Origin of the sequence: Nonomuraea helvata, assembly GCF_039535785.1 — a bacterium.
In the GTDB taxonomy this organism is placed as follows: domain Bacteria; phylum Actinomycetota; class Actinomycetes; order Streptosporangiales; family Streptosporangiaceae; genus Nonomuraea; species Nonomuraea helvata.
Window position 1 is genome coordinate 1,469,726 of the sequence record NZ_BAAAXV010000001.1, and the last position, 18,296, is coordinate 1,488,021.

The window sequence follows — 18,296 nt, forward strand, 5'->3', positions numbered from 1 at the left end:
CCCTAATCACTCAGATGGTGCCCGGCCGGACGACCCCGGTCTCGTACGCGAAGACCACGGCCTGCGCCCGGTCCCGCAGGGAGAGCTTCATCAGCACCCGCGCCACGTGCGTCTTGACCGTGGCCTCGCCCACGTACAGCTCTCTGGCGATCTCGGCGTTGGTGAGGCCGCGGGCCAGCAGCCGCAGCACCTCCAGCTCACGCGGCGTCAGCTCGGCCAGCCGGGGTGAGGGCGTCGGCTCGGCCCGGCCCGCGAACGTGGCGATCACCCGGCTCGTCACCGCCGGGTCGAGCAGCGCGTCACCGGCGTGCACGACCTTGATCGCCTCCAGGAGCTGCTCCGGCGGCGACACCTTCAGCAGGAACCCGCTGGTGCCCGCGCGGAGGGCGGCGTAGAGGTTCTCGTCGGTGTCGAACGTGGTCAGCGTGATGACCTTGGGCGGCGACGGGGTGTCCAGCAGCTCTCTGGCCGCCGCCAGCCCGTCGAGCCTGGGCATCGAGATGTCCATGAGGACGATGTCCGGGCGCGTTCGCCTGGCCACCTCGACGGCCTCGCGGCCGTCGGAGGCCTCACCCACCACTTCCATGCCGGGGTCGCTGTCGACGACCATGCGCAGCCCGGCCCTGACCATCGCCTGATCGTCGGCGATGACAATACGAATGACCACACGCGGAGGGTAGACGCCGGACGCCCGCCTTGGACACCCGTGCCAAGCCGCACGCAAGTGAGTCACAAGTCAGGACACGTGCACGCTCTGCCTGATGCGGGCCTGGGTGGCGTCGTCGCAGGTGGTCTTGGCACAGAAGTACATCACAAGCATGGTCTTGGGCTGCCGGTCGATCACGTAGCTCACGAACCCCAGCCTGGTGCCGCTGCCGGGGTCGTGCAGGGCGCCGTCGAAGCGGGTGGCGGGACTGGTGCCCGCCTGGTCCTGCACGGGTTTGCCCACGTCGACCTGGCCGGGCAGCAGGGCCTCCATCTTGGCCTTCATCTGGTCGGAGGTGCCGTTGGCGTCGAGGGTGTCGGAGACCTGGACGTACACGCCCGAGGCGCTGTCGGGGTCGTCCTCGACGATCTGGGAGATCGCCGTCCAGTCGGCGCCCGGGCCGGCCACGAACAGCGACTCGAACTCCTGGGCGTGCGGCGAGGCCACCGCGAACAGGTCCTGGTGGGTGCGTACGGTCCAGTCGCCCGGATATTCGAACGTGAGCGGCGCGGCGGCGCTGGTCTTGTAGCGGGACCAGGTGTCGCTGCGGTGGTTCATGATGATCATGACGACCAGCGCGAGCGCCGCGACGGCGGCGACCAGCGTGGTGGCCACGATCGGGACGCGGCCGGGGCGCCTCTTCGCCGTGTTCGGCTGGGTGGGAGGCGCGAACCTGGACGCCGACCCCAGCGCCACGTGCGGCCCGGACGTCGGCGCCGCCAGAGGTGACGGGCCGGTGTGAGGGCCGGTGTGGGGGCCGGTGTGGGGGCCGGTGCCGGGTCCCGTGGACGGTCCCGATCCGAGCACGGGGTAGGGCCCGGAGGGCAGGCCCTGGCGCGGCACGAAGTGGGCGTCCCCGAGCGCGTCGGGCTGGCCTCCGCTGATCGCGTCACGCAGCGCGGTCACGAACTCCGTGCAGGTCGCGTAGCGCTGCTCGGGCGACTTGGCCAGCGCCCGCATCATCACGGCGTCGATCTGCGCCGGCAGCTCGGGCCGCAGCTGCGACAGCGGCGTCGGCTGCTCGGCCAGGTGGGCCCAGAGCAGCGCGATGTCGTTCTCGCGCTGGAACGGCAGCCGTCCCGACAGCGCCTCGTAGACCACGCAGGCCAGCGCGTACTGGTCGCAGCGGCCGTCGATGTGCTCCTTGTTGATCTGCTCGGGCGCCATGTACCGGGGCGTGCCGATGAACTGGTCGGTCTGGGTGAGCCCGGAGATCGACGAACGGTGCTTGGTGATGCCGAAGTCGGTGAGGTAGACGTGGTCGCCGGCCAGCAGGATGTTGGCCGGCTTGACGTCGCGGTGGATCAGGTCGTGCGCGTGCGCGGCGTCGAGCGCGGCGGCGACCTGGGCGAAGATCTGGTACGCCTGGCCGATCGGCAGCGGGCCGCGGTCGTAGATGAGGCGGCGCAGGTCGAGGCCGTCGACGTAGCGCATGGCGATGTAGAGCACGCCGTCGGCGTCGGCGTTGGCCTCGTAGATGGGGATGATGTTGGGGTGCTCGATGCTGGCGACCGTCCTGGACTCCAGGATGAACCGCTGCCGGAACCGGTCGTCGACGCTGAGCACCGGGTTGAGGATCTTCAGCGCCACCCGGCGGCTCAACCTGGGGTCGAGCGCGAGGTAGACGACGGCCATGCCGCCCTTGCCGACGATGTCCTCGATGTAGTACCCGGCCACCTCCTGGCCGATGAGCGATCTCTCATTCAATGGCATCACGTCTCGATGGGGTGGCCGCAGTAACCGCAGAAGCGGTGCGCGGGCCCGAGTCGCATACCGCACGACGTGCAGTACTTGATCGCCGAATCCGGCGCGGTCATCACCTGCTGTTGCTGCGGGACCACTTGGAACGACTGCGAACGCCGTACGACCACGGTCTGATCGGCGCGGTCGTCGATCGGCGGGCCGGCCGCCAGCGGCTCTGGCAGGCCTTCCGGTCTTTCAGGAGTGCGGCGGCGCCACAGCAGATACGCTCCGCCCCCGGCGGCCAGGAAAAGTATCCCGGCCGCCAGGATGAACGGCCACAGCGGCGTGGACCTGGCGGGCGTGACCGCCGCCTGCTTCGTGCCCTTGTCCTCGGGCCCGCCCCGCTTGGCCAGCGTGGTCTTCAGCAGCTGGGCGGCCACCGCGTTGCCCGGATAGAGCTCCAGCACGCGCTGGAAGCCGGGCGCGGCCTCCGTGTAGTACTGGGTGTGGTAGCGGGTCAGCGCCGCCTCGAACGCGGTGTCGATCGCGCCCCTGCGCGGCACCACCTTGGCCGCGGCCAGGATGCCGGTGACCTCCCTGATGCCGATCATCCTGCCCTCTTTGCCGCCGCCCACCAGCAGGCCGATGACGTGGCCGTCCTTGTCGCCGATCACCGGCGCGCCGATCAGGCCCTTGTCGGCGAGGGCGCCGAGTTTGACCGGCTCGTCCACCTTCTTCTCCGGATCGGCGAACGACCTGCCCTTCTCCCCTGCCACGCCGCCCTTGCCCAGGTGGGCGATCTCGACCGTGGCCTGGACGTTCGGGCCCGGCCTGCCGACGAAGCCCGCCACGTTCGTGGGCGAACCCTCCTGCTCGGGCACCTTGTCGGCGAGCGGAGCGGTGGGCATCCCGACGCCTCCGGCCGCGGGGGTCACGGGCACCAGCACGGCGGGGCTGTCAGGCGTCGGACCGGCCTTGATGCACTTGACCTTGAAGCCGTTCTGGCTGGGCGGCGACACGTTGGGGAAGGCCGTGATCTCGGTGGTCACGTTGACGATGCAGGTCGCCGTGTCGGTCTTCGGCGGGTAGCACTCCTGCAGGTGGTGGTTGAGCAGGTCGTCGGAGAGCTTGTGCTTGGTGTAGTCGAGGGGGATCTTCACCTTGTGGTGCTCGGCGAAGATCTTGTTCGCCGCGTAGACGGCGACATCGTTCGGATTGACCGCCAGGCGTCTGAGCGTGACGATCGTGCCGTCGGGGTTGATGACGGTCCCCGTGCCCGCGCCGAACGGGATGTCGTAGGACCGCTCCACATGTCTGAGCTCGCCGATGTGGTCGAGCAGGGTGATCTCCACGTGGGACACGGCTTCGAGCCGCACCACGGCGGGGGTCACCAGGTCGGTGATCCCGCTGGGGTGCTCGTGAGCCGCGACCGGCATCGCGATCAGCACAAGTGCCGCCGCGACACCACCGGCAAGAGCTGTGAGGCGCGCCATCTCCGCTCCAAACGCAGGCCCTGAATCCAGGGTCCCAATCAGGTGCCGTAAGTCAATAGATCCGCACATAGACAAGCGCTTGTTTGGTGACATAACGTACCCGGATGGGCTACACGATCGGCGTCGATGTCGGTGGCACCTTCACCGATGTGGTCCTCCGTGACACGTACGGCGCGGTTTCCGTGGCCAAATGTTTGAGCACCCACTACGACCCCATCGCGGGCATCGTGACCGGCGTTACGCGCGCGCTCGGCGACCGCGACCCGGCGCTGGTCACGCGGGTGGTGCACGCCACGACGCTGGCCACCAACGCGGTGCTCGAACGCAAGGGGGTCCGCGTCGCCTTTGTCACGACCCAGGGCTTTCGTGCCGCCATTCCGCTCGGCCGCTACGCCCGGGTCGAGGAGGACCGCTACGACCTGCGCTTCTCGCCCCCTCCTCCGCCGGTCGCGGCGGGCGACTGCTTCGAGGTGGTGGAGCGTGTCTCGGCGCGCGGCGCCGTCCTGACGCCGCTGGATCCCGGCTCGGTACGTCGCGTCGCCGCCGAGATCGCCGAACGCGGCATCACGTCGGCGGCGGTCTGCCTGCTGCACTCGTACGCCAACCCGTCCCATGAGCGGCAGGTCGCCGCGATCCTGCGCGAATCGCTCCCGAACGTGGTGACGTCGTCGGAGATCTGGCCGGAGATCCGCGAGTACGAGCGCGCCACCACCACCATCATGTCCGCATATATAGGCCCATTGATGGCGTCTTACCTTTCGCGGCTCCGGGAGCGGCTGGCCGAGATCGGGATCCGCGCGCCCATCCACGTCATGGAGTCGAGCGGCGGCGTGATCTCCGCCGAGCTCGCGGCCCGGCGGGCGGTGGCCACGATCGAGTCGGGCCCGGCCGCGGGGGTGCTGGCGGCGGCGGGTACCGGGTTCGCGAACGTGATCTCGTTCGACATGGGCGGCACCACCGCCAAGACCTGCGTGGTGCGCGGCGGGCGTCCGGAGATCACGCACGAGTTCCACGTGGGCGGCAAGGGCAGCTTCGGGGGGCGGCGCTCGGGCACCGGCGTACCGATCAAGACCCCGGCCATCGACCTGGCGGAGGTGGGGGCGGGCGGGGGCAGCGTGGCCTGGCTCGACCCGGCGGGCGCGCTGCGCGTGGGCCCGCACTCCGCGGGCTCGTCGCCCGGCCCCGCCTGCTACAGCCTGGGCGGCTCGGAGCCCACCGTCACGGACGCGAACCTGGTCCTCGGCTACCTCTCCTCGGCCTCGCTCCCCCTCTCGCCCGACCTGGCCGGCAAGGCCCTCGACCGGCTGGCGTCGCCTCTGGGGGTGTCCCGGGAGGAGGCCGCGTACGCCGTCCACGAGATCGTGAGCGCCTCGATGGCGTCGGCGGTGCACGTGGTGACGGTGCAGCGCGGCATCGACCCGCGCGGCTTCGCCCTGGTGGCCTTCGGCGGCGCGGGGCCCATGCACGCGGCCCGGGTGGCCGAGCGCTTCGGGATCGGGACGGTGGTCGTGCCCCCGTACTGCGGCGTGGCCTCGGCCGCGGGCCTCCTGTCGGGCGCCCTGTCCACGGACCGCGTCCTGTCCCGCCTGGACGCCCCGGACCCTGCGGCCGTGTTCGCCGCCCTCGCCGACGAGGCCGCCGCCGACCTAGGCGTCTCGCCCTCAGATCCCGGGGTGCTGGTGTCGCGGTCGGTGGACGTGCGCTTCAAGGGCCAGTCCCACGACCTGACCGTGGAGTGGACATCCGAGCGCCCGGTGCTGGCGTCCCGCTTCTTCGAGCGGTACGAGGAGGTGTACGGCATCGCGCAACGGGGCGAGATCGAGCTGGTCAGCTACCGGGCTCGGGTCACCGTCCCCACCACACCCCACCTCCCGGGCGCCGGTGCGGCGGCGGGCGAGCGTGCGACACCCGGCACAAGGAGGGCGTACTTCCCGGAGACCGGCGGCTACACCGAGGTCCCGGTCCACACCAGGGACACCGTCGACGGCAGCCCACTCCACGGCCCCGCGATCATCGAGGACGCCGAGTCCACGATCGTCGTCCCGCCCGGCTGGAGCGCCGCCCTGGCCGGGACCCGCGCCGTACACCTCACCAGGAGCACGACATGCCCGACCCCCTGACCGCCGAGGTGCTCAGGAACGCACTGGTCGTGGCGGCCGAGGAGGCCAGCATCGTGGTGGTCCGCTCGGCGTACTCGACGTTCATCGTCGAGGGCTCCGACGCCTCGGCCGCCATCCTCGACGCCCGGGGCCGCCTGATCGCGCACTCCATGGCCACCACGCTCATGAACAGCATGGCGCTCAAGGTGGCACTGCCCGAGCTGCTCAAGGACATCCCCCCGGACACCATGCGCCCCGGCGACGTGTACGTGCTCAACGACGCCTACCGCGGCGGCGTGCACACCAACGACCTGCTCGTCTACCGCCCGGTCTTCGTCCGGGACACTCCGGCGTACTTCACCGCCACCATGATCCACGTCTCCGACCTCGGCGGGCTCTCGGCGGGCGGCATGGCCCCGCTGGCCACGGACATCTTCCTGGAGGGCCTCCAGCTGCCCCCGGTGCGCCTGGCCACCAAGGAGGGCCTCGACCGGGCTGTCGAGGCCGTGCTCAGGGCCAACAGCCGCACCCCCGACAAGGTCATGGGCGATGTACGCGCGCTGGTGGCCGGGACTGCGGTGGCCGCCGCCCGCCTGGAGAGCCTGGTCGGCGAGTACGGCGAGGACGGCCTGAGCGCGGGCGTCGGCGAGTACCTGGACTACACGGAGGCCAGAACGCGGGCGGCGCTGGCCGAGCTGCCGGAGGGCCGGTTCGAGGCGGCGTACCCGATCGACGACGACGGCATAAATGCAGAACAATCCCACTACATCCGCGTCGCCGTCACCCTCGGCGACGACCGGGCCGTGCTGGACTTCGCGGGCACGGACCCGCAGGTCCCGGCGGCGATCAACGCCTCGGCCTCGCAGTCCCTCGCCGCCGCCGTCTTCGCCGTCCGCTGCTTCCTGGACCCCACCATTCCCATGAACGACGGCTGCCTGCGCGCCATCGAGGTGCGCCTCCCCGAGGGCTCCCTGCTCAACGCCCGCTCCCCCTACCCGTGCGGCGGCCGCTACGTCCCGATCTACGCCGCCATGGAGGCGGTCTTCCAGGCCATGTCGGACGCCGTCCCCGGCCGGGCCATCGCCGCCAGCGGCATCCTGCAGCCGTTCTCGATCTCGGCGGTGGGTGCGCCGTACTGGATCCACCTCTCGTACGACTTCGGCGGCGTCGGCGCCCGCCCCGGCCTGGACGGCCCGGACGCGACGGGCGTGCACTTCGGCATCGGCCGCAACTCGGTGCCGCAGGCGGAGCCGGTGGAGAGCCGCTGCCCGCTCATCGTCGAGTCCATCGAGACCATCCCGGACTCCGGCGGCCCCGGCCGCTTCCGCGGCGGCCTCGGCTCCCGCACGGTCTACCGCTTCCTGGCCGACTGCCACGTCACGACCCGCGGCGACCGCCTCCGCCTCGCGCCTCCCGGCCGGGACGGCGGGCTGCCGGGGCGGCTCGGGGGGTTCTTCAAACGCCACCTGGACGGGACGGTGGAGCGGCTGGCATCCAAGGTCAACAATGTGCGGTTCTCGGCCGGGGAGGCGTTCATCGTGGAGACGACGGGCGGCGGGGGGCTGGGGGCACCGGGCGAGCGGTCCAGAGAGGCGGTCCTGGCCGACCTCGAGGCGGGGCGTGTCACGCCTCGAGGAGCGGCCGAGGATTACGGATTCGAGAGCCGGCGGCCGAACAACTCTGCGGGATCGAAGCTGACACGGTAAGGGGTCGAGAGCGTGACCGTGGTCCCTGCCTTGTAGACGCTGGGGTCCCGGTAGGAGTCACCCTCGAGTTCGTGAACGTAAAGTGCCGGCCCTGGTTCGGGTTCGACGCGCCAGTAGAGGGGAATGCCCGCTGCCGCGTATGCCGCCGCTTTGGCCCCTCTGTCATGCATCTTGGTGCTCGGGCTGACCACCTCAACCGCCAGAAGCAGATCGCTGGGCGCGAACATGAGCCCCACCGACTCAGACACCGCCTCGGGCACCACGACCAGGTCGGGGATGTAGAAATCCTTGTCGCCAGGGCAAACGTTGACGGTTGGCAGTGCCTCCAGCCCAGGTGGCGCCGCGTCGGTGAGGATATGCGCCAGCCGGTAGATGGCACGCTGGTGCAGGGGGGTGGGGGCAGGGCTCACTACTAGGCTCCCGTTGAAGAGCTCGTAACGATTCCCGTCGTCCGGGAGTTTGAGCAGGTCGTCGACTGTGTATGGCGGCGCAGGAAGGACAATCTTGCGCCTCGCGGTCGGTTCGATCGTCGCCATTGCGGTCACCCACTCAGTATCGGGAGTCTCGCCCTCGCCCACATGCTACTTGCCCAAATTCCGTCACTTAAAGTCACGAGGCCGCCACGCCTCAGCGCCTCGCCGCACAGCCGTGTGCACGGCACGGGCCAGCCGCGCCCCCCACTCCGAGCGCGGCCCGCCGAACAACTCCTCGGGCCCGTCAACAGGCACCACCACGCACAACGCGTCCGACGCCGTCCCCGTGCACGGGAACCCCGCCTCGATGAGCGCCTGGGACTTCGCCTCCGTGACCGTCATCACCGCGTTGACCAGCGCCGCGTCCGTCATGGCCACCGGCAGGACGGCCACGATGTTGACGGTCCCCGCCCGGATGGGCGCCAGCTCCGGATCCGCGGCCCCCTCGGGGGCGGCGGCCCAGGTGGGGACGCGGAGGCCAACGGTCGCGTACGCCTCCACGCCGCCGTCGCAAGCCTGGACGTAGCGGTCGACGGAGGCGGCGGTCAGCATGCCGACCCCGTCACCACCGCCGGGGCCTAACGACACCAGGTGATCCACCGGATCCATCCGCGCATAGCCCGCCACCACCTGCGCGTTCAGCACCCACTCGCGGACCCCGATGCCGCCGCCGAGGAGGGCGGAGGAGATCATCCGCCACCCCGGCCCGAACTCCCAGAGCAGCGCCCCCAGCCGCGCCCCGTCCTCCACCCGATACGTGAGCTTCACGGCCCTCCCCTGACCAGGTGCACGACAGGCCGGCCGTCCGGCCCTGGCTCGATCTTGACACGGGCGTCGAAGTGCCGTCCCACCAACGACTCGGTGAGCACCTGGGCGGGCTTGCCCGAGGCGGCCGCGCGCCCGCCGGCCAGCAGGAGCAGGGCGTCGGCGTAGAGTCCTGCGACGGTCAGGTCGTGCAGGGTGGTGACGACGGTCAGGCCGTCGGCCCGGCGCAGCCGGTCCACCAGCTCCAGCACCTGCTGCTGGTGACCGAGGTCCAGCGCCGTCGTGGGCTCGTCGAGCAGCAGCACGGGCGCCTGCTGGGCGAGCGCCCTGGCCAGCACCACGCGCTGGCGCTCGCCGCCGGACAGCTCCCCGACGCGGCGCATGGCGAACGCGGCCAGGTCGAGCCGGTCGAGCACCGACGCGGTGACCTCCCGGTCGTGCGCGCTCTCCCGGCCCAGATACGGGATGTACGGGGTACGCCCGAGCAGCGCGTAGTCGAAGACCGTCATGTCGGGCGGCAGGGCGGGGGCCTGCGGCGCGTAGGCGAGCAGGCGGGCCCGTTCGCGGGGCTTGAGCCGGGCCGACGGCCGGGAGTCCAGCGTGACCTCGCCCCGGTGCGCGACGAGCCCCATGACGGCCTTGAGCAGGGTGGACTTGCCTGCCCCGTTGGGCCCGATGACGGCCAGCCACTCGCCGGCACGCACCTCCAGGGAGACGTCGGACACGACCTCGCGGTCGCCGAGCCGTACGGACAGCCCCTGAGTCCTGATCACGTGGCCGCCCGCCTGGTCATGCGCAGGACGCCGACGAAGAACGGCGCCCCCACGAACATGGTCACCACCCCGATCGGCAGCTCGGCGGGCGCGATCACGGTGCGCGCGATGAGGTCGGCCAGCACCAGGAACGCCCCGCCGCCGATCAGCGAGAGCGGCAGCACGATCCGGTACGACCCGCCCGCCAGCCGCCGCACGATGTGCGGGATGACGATGCCCACGAACCCGATCAGCCCGCTCACCGCCACGGCCGCCGCGGTGGCGAGGGAGGCGGCCAGGAGCACGGTGAAGCGCACCCGGGCCGCCCGCACGCCGAGGCTCGTGGCCTCCTCGTCGCCCACGGACAGCACGTCGAGCATCCGCCCGTGCAGCAGGAGCAGCACGGCCGAGACGGCGGCGTACGGCAGGACCAGCCAGAACTGGTCCCACCCGCCGCCGACGTCGCCGAGTATCCACGAGTAGATGCGCTGCAGCTCCTCAACCTTGAGCTGCTGGATGAACGCCTGGATCGCGGTCAGGAACGACGTGACCGCCACCCCGGCCAGCACCAGCGTCGCGGTGCCGCCCGCGCGCCCGGCGGTGTTGCCGAGCGTGTACGCGAGGAACACGCCGCCCACGGCCCCGAGGAAGGCCGCGAGGGGGATGCTCCCGGCCGACCCCGGCAGCAGCACGATGGCCGCGGTCGCCGCCAGTCCCGCCCCGGCCGCGGCGCCCAGCAGGTACGGGTCGGCGAGCGGGTTCCTGAACACGCCCTGGTACCCCGCTCCCGCCATGGCCAGCAGCCCCCCGACCACGGCGGCCACCAGCACCCGCGGCAGCCGCAGCTCGAACAGCAGCCCCTGCTCGACCGGCGCGAGCCCCGAGTCCACGTGCACGAACGGCAGCCAGTCCACGGCCTGGAGCACCACCTGCCAGGGCGAGATGTCGGCGGCCCCGTCGAGCAGCCCGGCGATCATGCACATGGCCAGCACGCCCAGGGCGCACACCACCCAGAGGGGTCTGGCCCTGGACGGGCCGGCCTGCCGTGTCATGGTCAGCTCGTGGTCCCGGCCTTGGCCACCGCGGCGCCGATGGACTCGGCGAGCTGGACGACGCGCGGCCCCCAGCGGGAGGCGAGGTCGTCGTCGAGCTGGACGACCTGGTCGTTCTTGATGGCGGACAGCCCCTTCCAGCCGGGCCGCTTGGCCAGGGTGTCCTTGCTCTGCCCGCAGCACTTGACGTCGGCCAGGAAGATCAGGTCGGGGTCGGCCTGGGCCACGAACTCGGCCGACAGCTTGGGATAGCCGCCCGCCTGGTCGGGGGCCTTGTCGGCGATGTTCGTGAGGCCGAACATGGCGTAGACCTGCCCGATGAACGTCTGGGACGTCGCCGCGTACGGCGTCTGGTCGAGCTCGTGGTAGTAGGTGAGCTTCTTGTCCTTGGGCGCGTCGGCGGCCAGCTTGTCCATGGCGGTCTTCATGCCGGAGACGACCTCGTCCGCCTTGGCCTTGTTGCCGGTGGCCGCGCCGATCTCGGCGATCTCCTCGTACGCGTCGTCCAGCTTGGTCGCGGCGGGCTCGAGCAGGACGGGCACGTTCACCTTGCCCAGCTCGGCGACGATGTGGTCGATGTCGTCGGAGACGATGACGAGGTCGGGCTTCTTGGCGACGATGGCCTCGACGTTCGGCTTGAAGCCGGACAGGTCGGTCTTCGGGGCCTGCGCCGGGTAGTTCGACTGGTCGTCGACCGCGACGACCTGAGGGCCGGCGCCGACGGCGAAGAGCGTCTCGGTGTGGGTGGCCGAGAGGGAGACGATCCGTTCGGGCTTCTTGGCGAGGGTGACCTTGCCGTTGCCCGCCTCGATCGTGACGGGGAATCCCGCCGAGGAAGCGGGGGCGGTGCCTGTGGGGGCGGCGGTGGTGGTGGGGGTGGTGGTCTGGCCGCATCCGGCCAGGACCAGCGTTCCCAGCAGCGCGCCCGCGAAGGCCGTGCGTACGGGCCTCACGAGTAGTCCTTTCACACTGTTCGGAACCGAGAGACCCGCGTTTGAGCGACGGATCACCCTTTTCCACGAGGGTTGATGACGTCGGCGCAGAGGCAGGCGACCTGGCTATGACAGTTGCGGGACAGCGCCGGATTCGCACCGGACTTCGCTGCAGCACTGCGCGTCGGACAAACGCTATCAATGCTCCAGATGCGCGCGACGTCAAGGGGCGAGTTGGGCCTCCGCCTCGGTGATGATCGCCTGGAGTCTCAGTCCGTGGGCGGCGTCGAGGGGGTGGCCGCCGCCGTTCCGCACGGTCTCGGCGAACTCCGCCACGAGGGTGACCATGGGGTCGTCGTCGAAGGGCTGGAGCACGGCGCTGCCGGCGCGGCCGTACACGGCGAACGTGGACGGCGGCGGGTCCCCGGCGGCGGCCATGCACAGCGACGCCTCGCTGACCGCGCCGCCCTCGTGCTCGAGCAGCAGTCCGGTCCAGCCGAGCGGGTCGCCGTGCGCGCGCACCCCGGTCACCCGGCCCAGTGCGGCGTCGAGCAGGTCGATCACGTGCGGCCCGACGTCGAGCAGCGCGCCCTTGTCGAGCCGCCACGGGGTGGCGTAGGGGTGGTCGCCGAGCAGGACGCCGGAGATGTTCACGGCGTGGCCGCCGAACGCCTGGATCTCGCGGCACCGGGCCAGGAACGCGCGGGTCTGGGCGGCGTACCGCATGGTGAGGACCATCTGGGAGGCCACGCCCGCCTCCGCGACGGCCTCGGCGAGGCGCCGGGCGCCGTCCAGCGTGTCCGCGAGCGGCTTCTCCAGCAGCAGCGCCTTGCCCGCGCGGGCGGCGCGGACGCCGAGCTCGGCCTGCACGGCGGGCGGCACGCAGAACGCCACGGCCTCGCAGGCGTCGAACAGCTCCTCGATCCGCTCGAACACCGGCGCCCCGAGCCGGGCGGCGGCCTCAGGCCGGCGGGCCCACACCCCCGCCAGCCGCGTGTGCGGCCCCCTGGACAGCATCGGCGCGTGCGCCCGCTCGGCCCACGGCCCCGCTCCGACCAACCCCACCGCCACCGGCTCCATGAAACCTCCCTTTTGTGGTGGATTTTTCCACATTGCGTATGGCGATCTTTGTAGCATGTACGGCTGTACGGCCTCTTACCGGATGTAAGGGGCAAAGTCAGCTTCCAACGGGGAATCAAACAATGCGAAAAAGCGTCATCAGTACGCTTCTGGCGGGCTTAGTGCTGGCCGCCTCGACCGGGGGAGTCGCCTCGGCGGAGCCGAGTCCCGAAACCTCGACCCCCGCACCCATCGGCTGGGCGGCGTGCGGCGACTACGGCGGCGAATGCGCCACGATCAAGGTCCCGGTCGACTACGCGAACCCGTCGGGCGCCACCCTCGACCTGGCGATCGGCCGGCTCAAGGCGCTCAACCCGGCCAGGCGCATCGGCGTGCTGGTCGTGCATCCCGGCGGGCCCGACGCCTCGGGGATCAACCCGTTCATCCTGCACAACGCCATCCCGGCCGAGAGCGCGCTGCGCCAGTACTTCGACCTCGTCAGCGTGGACCCGCGCGGTGTCGCCCGCAGCAACCCGGTGCAGTGCGACGCGGACCTGCTGGATCAGATGCCGGGCACCTATCCGGCCAACGAGAGCGAGTACCAGGGGTGGCTGGCGTACAACGCCAAGCTCTCGCAGAACTGCCGCGAGCGCACCGGCCCGCTCTACGACCACGTGGACACCACGAACGCCGCCCGTGACGTGGACTCCATCCGCGCCGCGCTGGGCGAGAAGCAGATCAGCTTCTTCGCCCTCTCGTACGGCACCCAGGTCGGCCAGCAGTACGCCGAGCTGTTCCCGCAGAACATCCGGGCCATGGCGATCGACTCGAACATGGACCACAGCATCACCTCCGCCTTCCGCTACCTGCAGACGACCACCGAGGACTTCGAAGGCTCGTTCAAGGCGTTCGTCAGGTGGTGCGGCGAGACGCCGGCCTGCGCCCTGCACGGCGAGAACGTCACGGCGATCTGGGACGGGCTGCACCGCAAGGCGGCCGAAGGCACGCTGAAGGATCCCGCCACCGGCGAGCCGATCACGGCCGAGACGCTGCGCATCTTCCTGTTCGACGGCATGTACGACCCGGCGGGCAGCTGGTTCGACGTGGCCACGACCCTGAAGGACCTCCAGGCCGGCACGGCCGCCAAGCTCCCCACCCTGGCCAAGCCGAAGGCGGAGACCGCCTCCTACGCCTACCAGGCCATCTGGTGCTCCGACTGGAAGTGGCAGGTCACCGGCTTCAAGCAGCTCGACCAGTACCGCAGGCAGCTCGAGGCGCTCTACCCGCACACCAAGCTCTCGCCGTTCTGGTCGGACGTCGTCCTCTGCCTGGGCCGGCAGGGCAAGGTCACCAACCCGCAGCACCGCCTCGACATCTCGGGCGCCCCACCGGTCCTGCTGCCCAAGGCCCGCTACGACGTCGGCACCCCGGCGGCCTGGAACTACGGCGCGGCCGCGCAGATCCCCAGGGTCAGGGTCCTGGAGTACGACGGCGTGGGCCACGGCCAGTACCGCAACAGCACCTGCGCCCGCAACCACATCGAGACGTACCTGACGAGCCTGAAGCTGCCGCCGAGCGGCACGCACTGCGCTCCCGAGTACCCCTCGCAGCCGCCCACCTCGGTGCGTGCGAACCAGGAGCAGCCGCTGTCCGTAACCGGACGGCCGCTGCACTGAACCGGCCCGGGTAACCGGGCACGATGGGCGGGCGCCCCGCGCGGTGCCCGCCCATCGGCGTCACTGGGCGGCGCGCCACTGGTGGATGGCGTGCTGCGGACGGTGGGCGAGCGTGCCGGAGTCGATGGCGACGGTCTGGCCCGTGACGCAGCGGGCCTCGTCGGAGGCGAGGAAGCACACCAGGTTCGCGACGTCCTCGGGGGCGCAGGCCCAGGGCAGGAGCCGCTCGGCGGCCTTGTCGGTGAGCTGGTCCTGGGTCATGACCCGCTGGGCGGTCTCGGTGAGGACGAGCGCGGGGGCGACGGCGTTGCAGCGGATGCCTCGGGGGCCGTACATCGTCGCCACGTAACGCGTGAAGCCGATCAGGGCCGCCTTCGAGGCCCCGTACGCGGGGTGGATGGTGTCCCCCACCAGGGCGGACACCGACGACATGAGGACGATGGCGCCGCCGTCCGGCATCGCGGGCACCGCGTGCTTGACCGTGAGCATGGCGCCGCGCAGGTTGACCTCCATCGTGCGGTCCCAGACCGCGGCCTCGAGCGAGTCCAGGTCGCGGTCGCGGCCGTAGACGTCGGCGTCGAGCGCGGCGGCGTTGGCGTGCACGACGTCCACCCGGCCGAACGACGCGACCAGGGCCGCGACGGCCTCCTCCACCTGCTTGTCGTCGGAGACGTCGCAGGTCAGCGCCATGGCCGAGCCGCCGTGCGCGCGGATGGCGGCGGCGGTGGCCCGGGCCCTGGCCGCGCGCAGGTCGAGCACGCCGACGCAGGCGCCCTCGGCGGCCAGGCGCTCCGCGCAGGCCGCGCCGATGCCCGAGCCCGCGCCCGTCACCAGCGCGACGCGACCGTCGAAACGGCCGGAGAGGCGGGTGCTCACCACTCCACCGCCAGGGCGGCCAGGCCGCGGCCGACGAGCGACCTGCGGTAGGCGATCGGCTCGCCGGCGACGAACCTCAGGCGCGGCAGGCGGCGGCCGAGCACCTCGAGGGCCGTACGCAGCTGCAGGCGGCCGAGCGCGGCGCCGACGCAGAAGTGGATGCCGTAGCCGAAGACCATGTGCTCGGCGGCGTTCGGCCGGTCGATCAGGAACCGCTCCGGATCAGGGAAGACGCTCTCGTCATGTGCGGCGGAGTCGGTGGAGAGCAGGACGAGGGATCCCGCCGGGATCGTCACGCCGTGCGAAGTGACGTCGGTCACGGCATACCGGAACGAGCCGAGCGCGGCGCCGTCGATGCGCATGCACTCCTCGACGGCGTTCGGGACCAGCTCGGGCGGCACCGGCCAGGCGTCCTCCCGCAGCAGGCGCAGGACGGCGTTGCCGAGCTGGTTCGGGACGGTGTCGTTGCCGCCGAGCAGGATGGTGGAGATCAGCTCGACGACCTCGCGATGGGTCAGCTCGGCGCCGATCAGGGAGGTCATCAGGGACGTGAAGTCGTCCTGGGGGTCCTTGGCCCTGGCGGCGACCAGCCGGTCCACGTAGTCCAGATAGGTCAGGAAACTGTCGGCGAGTTCGAGCTGGCGGTCCGGGGGCTGCGGCGACAGGAAGAGCTGGAACCAGTCCTTCACGTGCGCCTGGACGAACGCCTCGTCGGCCTCCGGCACGCCGATGAAGCGGGCCGTCAGCTTGATCGACGGCTCATGGCCGATCTCGGAGACGAAGTCGGCCCGGCCGCGTGCCTCCAGGCGGTCCAGCAGCTCCTCGTTGAGCCGCCGGAACGCCTGCTCCATGGCCGCGACCGCCCGGGGCGTGAACGCCCTCGACACCGACCGGCGCAGGCGGGTGTGGTCGGGCGGGTCCACGTTCGCCACGAAGCTGGACAGGAACGAGCCGTGCTCGCCCAGCTTCTCCTTGGTCTCGCGGGTGAGACTGCGGGAGATCGTGAGCGAGCCCTTGGAGGAGAAGCGCCGCGGGTCGCCGTAGGCCGCCCGCACGTCGGCGTAGCGGGTCAGCACGTACGCGCCGAGGTGCTCGCTCCGGAACACCGGCCGGTCCTGGCGCAGCCTGCGCAGGAAGTCGTACGGAGCGGCGACGTGCCAGTCCGAGCCGACGTCGAAGTCCTCGATCATGCGAAGATCCTCCGCGGGTTGTCGACGAGCATCTGATGGAGCTGGTCGTCCGTGACGCCCCTTTTGCGGAGCTCGGGCAGGACGTCGCGGGAAATGTGGAGGAGGTGGTAATGGGGGTGGCGCTGCCGTACGACGTCGGCGTCGAAGCGGTCATTGAAACAGTACGAGTCATGACTTAAGACCATTTTTTCGGCGTGTCCGCGCTCGCACATTTTCGCCACTATTTCCACGCGGTCCTCGAAAGGACTGATCGTCTCTATGCCGAAGCGGTCCATGCCGAGGTAGGAGCCGTTCGCGACGAGCTCTTCCAGGTAGGCCACGTCGGTGGAGTCCCCGGCGTGCCCGATGACCACCCGGCTCAGGTCCACGCCCAGCTCGCCCAGCAGCCGCTGCTGCTCGAGGCCGCCCTTGGAGGCGCTGTGGGAGTGCGTGGTGATCGGCGCGCCGGTCTCCAGGTGCGCCTCCGCGACCGCCCTGAACACTCGCTCGCACCCCTTGGTCATCCCCAGGTGGTCGGAGGCGCACTTCAGCATGGCCGCCTTGACGCCGGTCCCGCCGATGCCCTCCACGATGTCCCGTACGAAGAACTCCGGCAGCCGGTCCGGTCCCCCGAACAGCGATCCCGGCCCCCGGTTGGCGAAGTACGGCGGCAGCGCGTCGTAGGTGTAGAGCCCCGTGGCGACCACGATGTTCACGCTGGTCAGCTCGGCCACGCGCCGCACCGCGGGGACGTACCTGCCGAGCCCCACCACGGTCAGGTCCACGATCGTGTCGATGCCCTCGGCCTTCAGCGCGTCGAGCTTGCCGGCCGCCTCGCGCGCCCGCGTCTCGAGGTCCCACGCCTCCGGGATGTCCGGCCAGTTCCACAGGATCTCGGGGCTCAGCCCGAAGACGTGCTCGTGCATGAGCGTCGCCCCCAGATCCGCCACCGGGCCCCTCACGGTCTCAGGCATGGGAACCTCTCGTGCTCGAACGGCCGGTTGACCTCGAGTCCGAGCTCGTCGGTCTGCCGGTACGGCAGGCCGGTGTAGAGGGCGTCGGCGTCGAAGTACGTGACGGTGAACGACAGGCGCGGGGTGTCGCGGCGGTTGGCAGGCGCGCCGTGGACGGTCAGGGCGTGGTGCACGGTCGCGTCCCCCGCCCGCAGGTCGAGCGGCGGCGACAGCTCCAGGTCCTTGAGCCACGGGTGCTGGCTGAGCTGGTCGTCCCCCGGCCGGGTGAAGCTCCGCCCGAGCAGCCCGTACCGGTGGGAGCCGTCGTAGAAGCGCAGCGACCCCATGTCGGCGGGCACGTCGGCGAGGGCCAGCCACACGGTCAGCATGGCCGAGCGGTCCATCGGCATCCACGGGAAGTCCTGGTGGAACTCGGTCGCGCCGTGCTCCCCCGCCTCCTTGACCAGGAGATTGGTGACCTGCACGCGCACGGCCCGCACGCCGCGCAGCAGCCGTACGACGTTGCGCCCCATCGCGGGGCTCAGGGCCAGCGCGCCGAACATCCCGTCGCTCGCCGCGATGTCCCTCGACTGCCCGAACGCCTCGTCGACCAGCGTCTCGTGGCTCCTGGAACGCGCGCGCAGGAATCCCTCGGCCCGCTCGCGCAGCGCCGCCACGGCGCCCGGATCGACCAGCCGCCCGAGCCGTACCCAGCCGTGTTCGTCGAAGAACGCCGCCTCGTCATCCGTCACCTGGCGCACGGGGATCTCCATGGGGCCAGTCTGGCACTTGAGCAAGCGCTTGGTAAGACCCGCGCGTTGAGCAGGCCCTACTCATGCGCGCCGCGCCCGGCGAGCTCACTCATCCGGAGCCTCGTCGCCAACCTCGGCTCCTACCCTCTC

Annotated in this window: 16 protein-coding genes; 3 read left to right on the forward strand and 13 right to left on the reverse strand. The window is 71.0% G+C overall.

Features of this window, described 5'->3' with window-relative positions; all coding sequences use genetic code 11:
• Positions 1 to 10 precede the first annotated feature (10 nt).
• The 3 genes from ABD830_RS06710 to ABD830_RS06720 all read right to left on the reverse strand — a co-directional run bounded on the left by ABD830_RS06710 (position 11) and on the right by ABD830_RS06720 (position 3,882).
• Positions 11 to 667 (reverse strand): response regulator, encoded by a 657-nt coding sequence (locus ABD830_RS06710; RefSeq protein WP_344985533.1) that lies wholly within the window; start codon positions 665 to 667, stop codon positions 11 to 13.
• A 69-nt stretch (positions 668 to 736) separates the two neighbouring features.
• The gene (locus ABD830_RS06715) at positions 737 to 2,419 is read right to left on the reverse strand and encodes a serine/threonine protein kinase (RefSeq protein WP_344985535.1); all 1,683 of its coding nucleotides are present in this window, start codon (positions 2,417 to 2,419) and stop codon (positions 737 to 739) included.
• Positions 2,419 to 3,882 (reverse strand): zinc ribbon domain-containing protein, encoded by a 1,464-nt coding sequence (locus tag ABD830_RS06720; RefSeq protein ID WP_344985537.1) that lies wholly within the window; start codon positions 3,880 to 3,882, stop codon positions 2,419 to 2,421. The genes ABD830_RS06715 and ABD830_RS06720 overlap by 1 nt, the downstream gene beginning before the upstream one ends.
• Before the next feature lie 104 nt (positions 3,883 to 3,986).
• On the opposite strand from ABD830_RS06720, the gene ABD830_RS06725 reads away from it, so the two are divergent.
• The gene (locus tag ABD830_RS06725; protein WP_344985538.1) at positions 3,987 to 6,002 is read left to right on the forward strand and encodes a hydantoinase/oxoprolinase family protein; all 2,016 of its coding nucleotides are present in this window, start codon (positions 3,987 to 3,989) and stop codon (positions 6,000 to 6,002) included.
• Positions 5,987 to 7,687, forward strand: a complete 1,701-nt coding sequence (locus ABD830_RS06730) for a hydantoinase B/oxoprolinase family protein (RefSeq protein ID WP_344985539.1) — start codon at positions 5,987 to 5,989, stop codon at positions 7,685 to 7,687. The genes ABD830_RS06725 and ABD830_RS06730 overlap by 16 nt, the downstream gene beginning before the upstream one ends.
• On the opposite strand, the gene ABD830_RS06735 is transcribed toward ABD830_RS06730, so the two are convergent.
• The 6 genes from ABD830_RS06735 to ABD830_RS06760 all read right to left on the reverse strand — a co-directional run bounded on the left by ABD830_RS06735 (position 7,630) and on the right by ABD830_RS06760 (position 12,741).
• Positions 7,630 to 8,223 (reverse strand): Uma2 family endonuclease, encoded by a 594-nt coding sequence (locus ABD830_RS06735; RefSeq protein ID WP_344985541.1) that lies wholly within the window; start codon positions 8,221 to 8,223, stop codon positions 7,630 to 7,632. The two genes, ABD830_RS06730 and ABD830_RS06735, sit on opposite strands and share 58 nt — an antisense overlap.
• A gap of 63 nt (positions 8,224 to 8,286) precedes the next feature.
• Complete coding sequence (locus ABD830_RS06740; protein WP_344985542.1) at positions 8,287 to 8,928, reverse strand: adenosylcobinamide amidohydrolase; 642 nt, start codon at positions 8,926 to 8,928, stop codon at positions 8,287 to 8,289.
• Positions 8,925 to 9,698, reverse strand: coding sequence for an ABC transporter ATP-binding protein (locus ABD830_RS06745; protein WP_344985543.1), 774 nt, complete (start codon positions 9,696 to 9,698; stop codon positions 8,925 to 8,927). Before ABD830_RS06745 ends, ABD830_RS06740 begins: the two co-directional genes overlap by 4 nt.
• Positions 9,695 to 10,729 carry a FecCD family ABC transporter permease gene (locus ABD830_RS06750; protein ID WP_344985544.1) on the reverse strand — a complete coding sequence of 345 codons (1,035 nt, stop codon included), beginning with the start codon at positions 10,727 to 10,729 and terminating at the stop codon, positions 9,695 to 9,697. The genes ABD830_RS06745 and ABD830_RS06750 overlap by 4 nt, the downstream gene beginning before the upstream one ends.
• Positions 10,730 to 10,731: 2 nt before the next feature.
• Positions 10,732 to 11,682 carry an ABC transporter substrate-binding protein gene (locus ABD830_RS06755; RefSeq protein ID WP_344985545.1) on the reverse strand — a complete coding sequence of 317 codons (951 nt, stop codon included), beginning with the start codon at positions 11,680 to 11,682 and terminating at the stop codon, positions 10,732 to 10,734.
• Between the two features lie 201 nt (positions 11,683 to 11,883).
• The gene (locus ABD830_RS06760) at positions 11,884 to 12,741 is read right to left on the reverse strand and encodes a Gfo/Idh/MocA family protein (protein ID WP_344985546.1); all 858 of its coding nucleotides are present in this window, start codon (positions 12,739 to 12,741) and stop codon (positions 11,884 to 11,886) included.
• 122 nt (positions 12,742 to 12,863) lie between these two features.
• Between ABD830_RS06760 and ABD830_RS06765 the strand changes: the two genes are divergently transcribed.
• Positions 12,864 to 14,396 carry an alpha/beta fold hydrolase gene (locus ABD830_RS06765; protein WP_344985547.1) on the forward strand — a complete coding sequence of 511 codons (1,533 nt, stop codon included), beginning with the start codon at positions 12,864 to 12,866 and terminating at the stop codon, positions 14,394 to 14,396.
• Positions 14,397 to 14,456: 60 nt separating this feature from the next.
• On the opposite strand, the gene ABD830_RS06770 is transcribed toward ABD830_RS06765, so the two are convergent.
• From ABD830_RS06770 to ABD830_RS06785, 4 genes are read right to left on the reverse strand one after another with little or no spacing between them, the layout of a single operon-like run.
• Entirely contained in the window at positions 14,457 to 15,272 is an 816-nt protein-coding gene (locus ABD830_RS06770; protein ID WP_344985550.1) for an SDR family NAD(P)-dependent oxidoreductase, read from the reverse strand.
• A complete protein-coding gene (locus ABD830_RS06775; protein ID WP_344985551.1) occupies positions 15,269 to 16,462 on the reverse strand; it encodes a cytochrome P450 in 1,194 nt (397 codons plus the stop codon). Before ABD830_RS06775 ends, ABD830_RS06770 begins: the two co-directional genes overlap by 4 nt.
• Positions 16,459 to 17,415 carry a phosphotriesterase family protein gene (locus ABD830_RS06780; protein WP_344985552.1) on the reverse strand — a complete coding sequence of 319 codons (957 nt, stop codon included), beginning with the start codon at positions 17,413 to 17,415 and terminating at the stop codon, positions 16,459 to 16,461. The genes ABD830_RS06775 and ABD830_RS06780 overlap by 4 nt, the downstream gene beginning before the upstream one ends.
• Positions 17,400 to 18,167, reverse strand: a complete 768-nt coding sequence (locus ABD830_RS06785; RefSeq protein ID WP_344985553.1) for a phytanoyl-CoA dioxygenase family protein — start codon at positions 18,165 to 18,167, stop codon at positions 17,400 to 17,402. Before ABD830_RS06785 ends, ABD830_RS06780 begins: the two co-directional genes overlap by 16 nt.
• Positions 18,168 to 18,296: the final 129 nt, after the last annotated feature.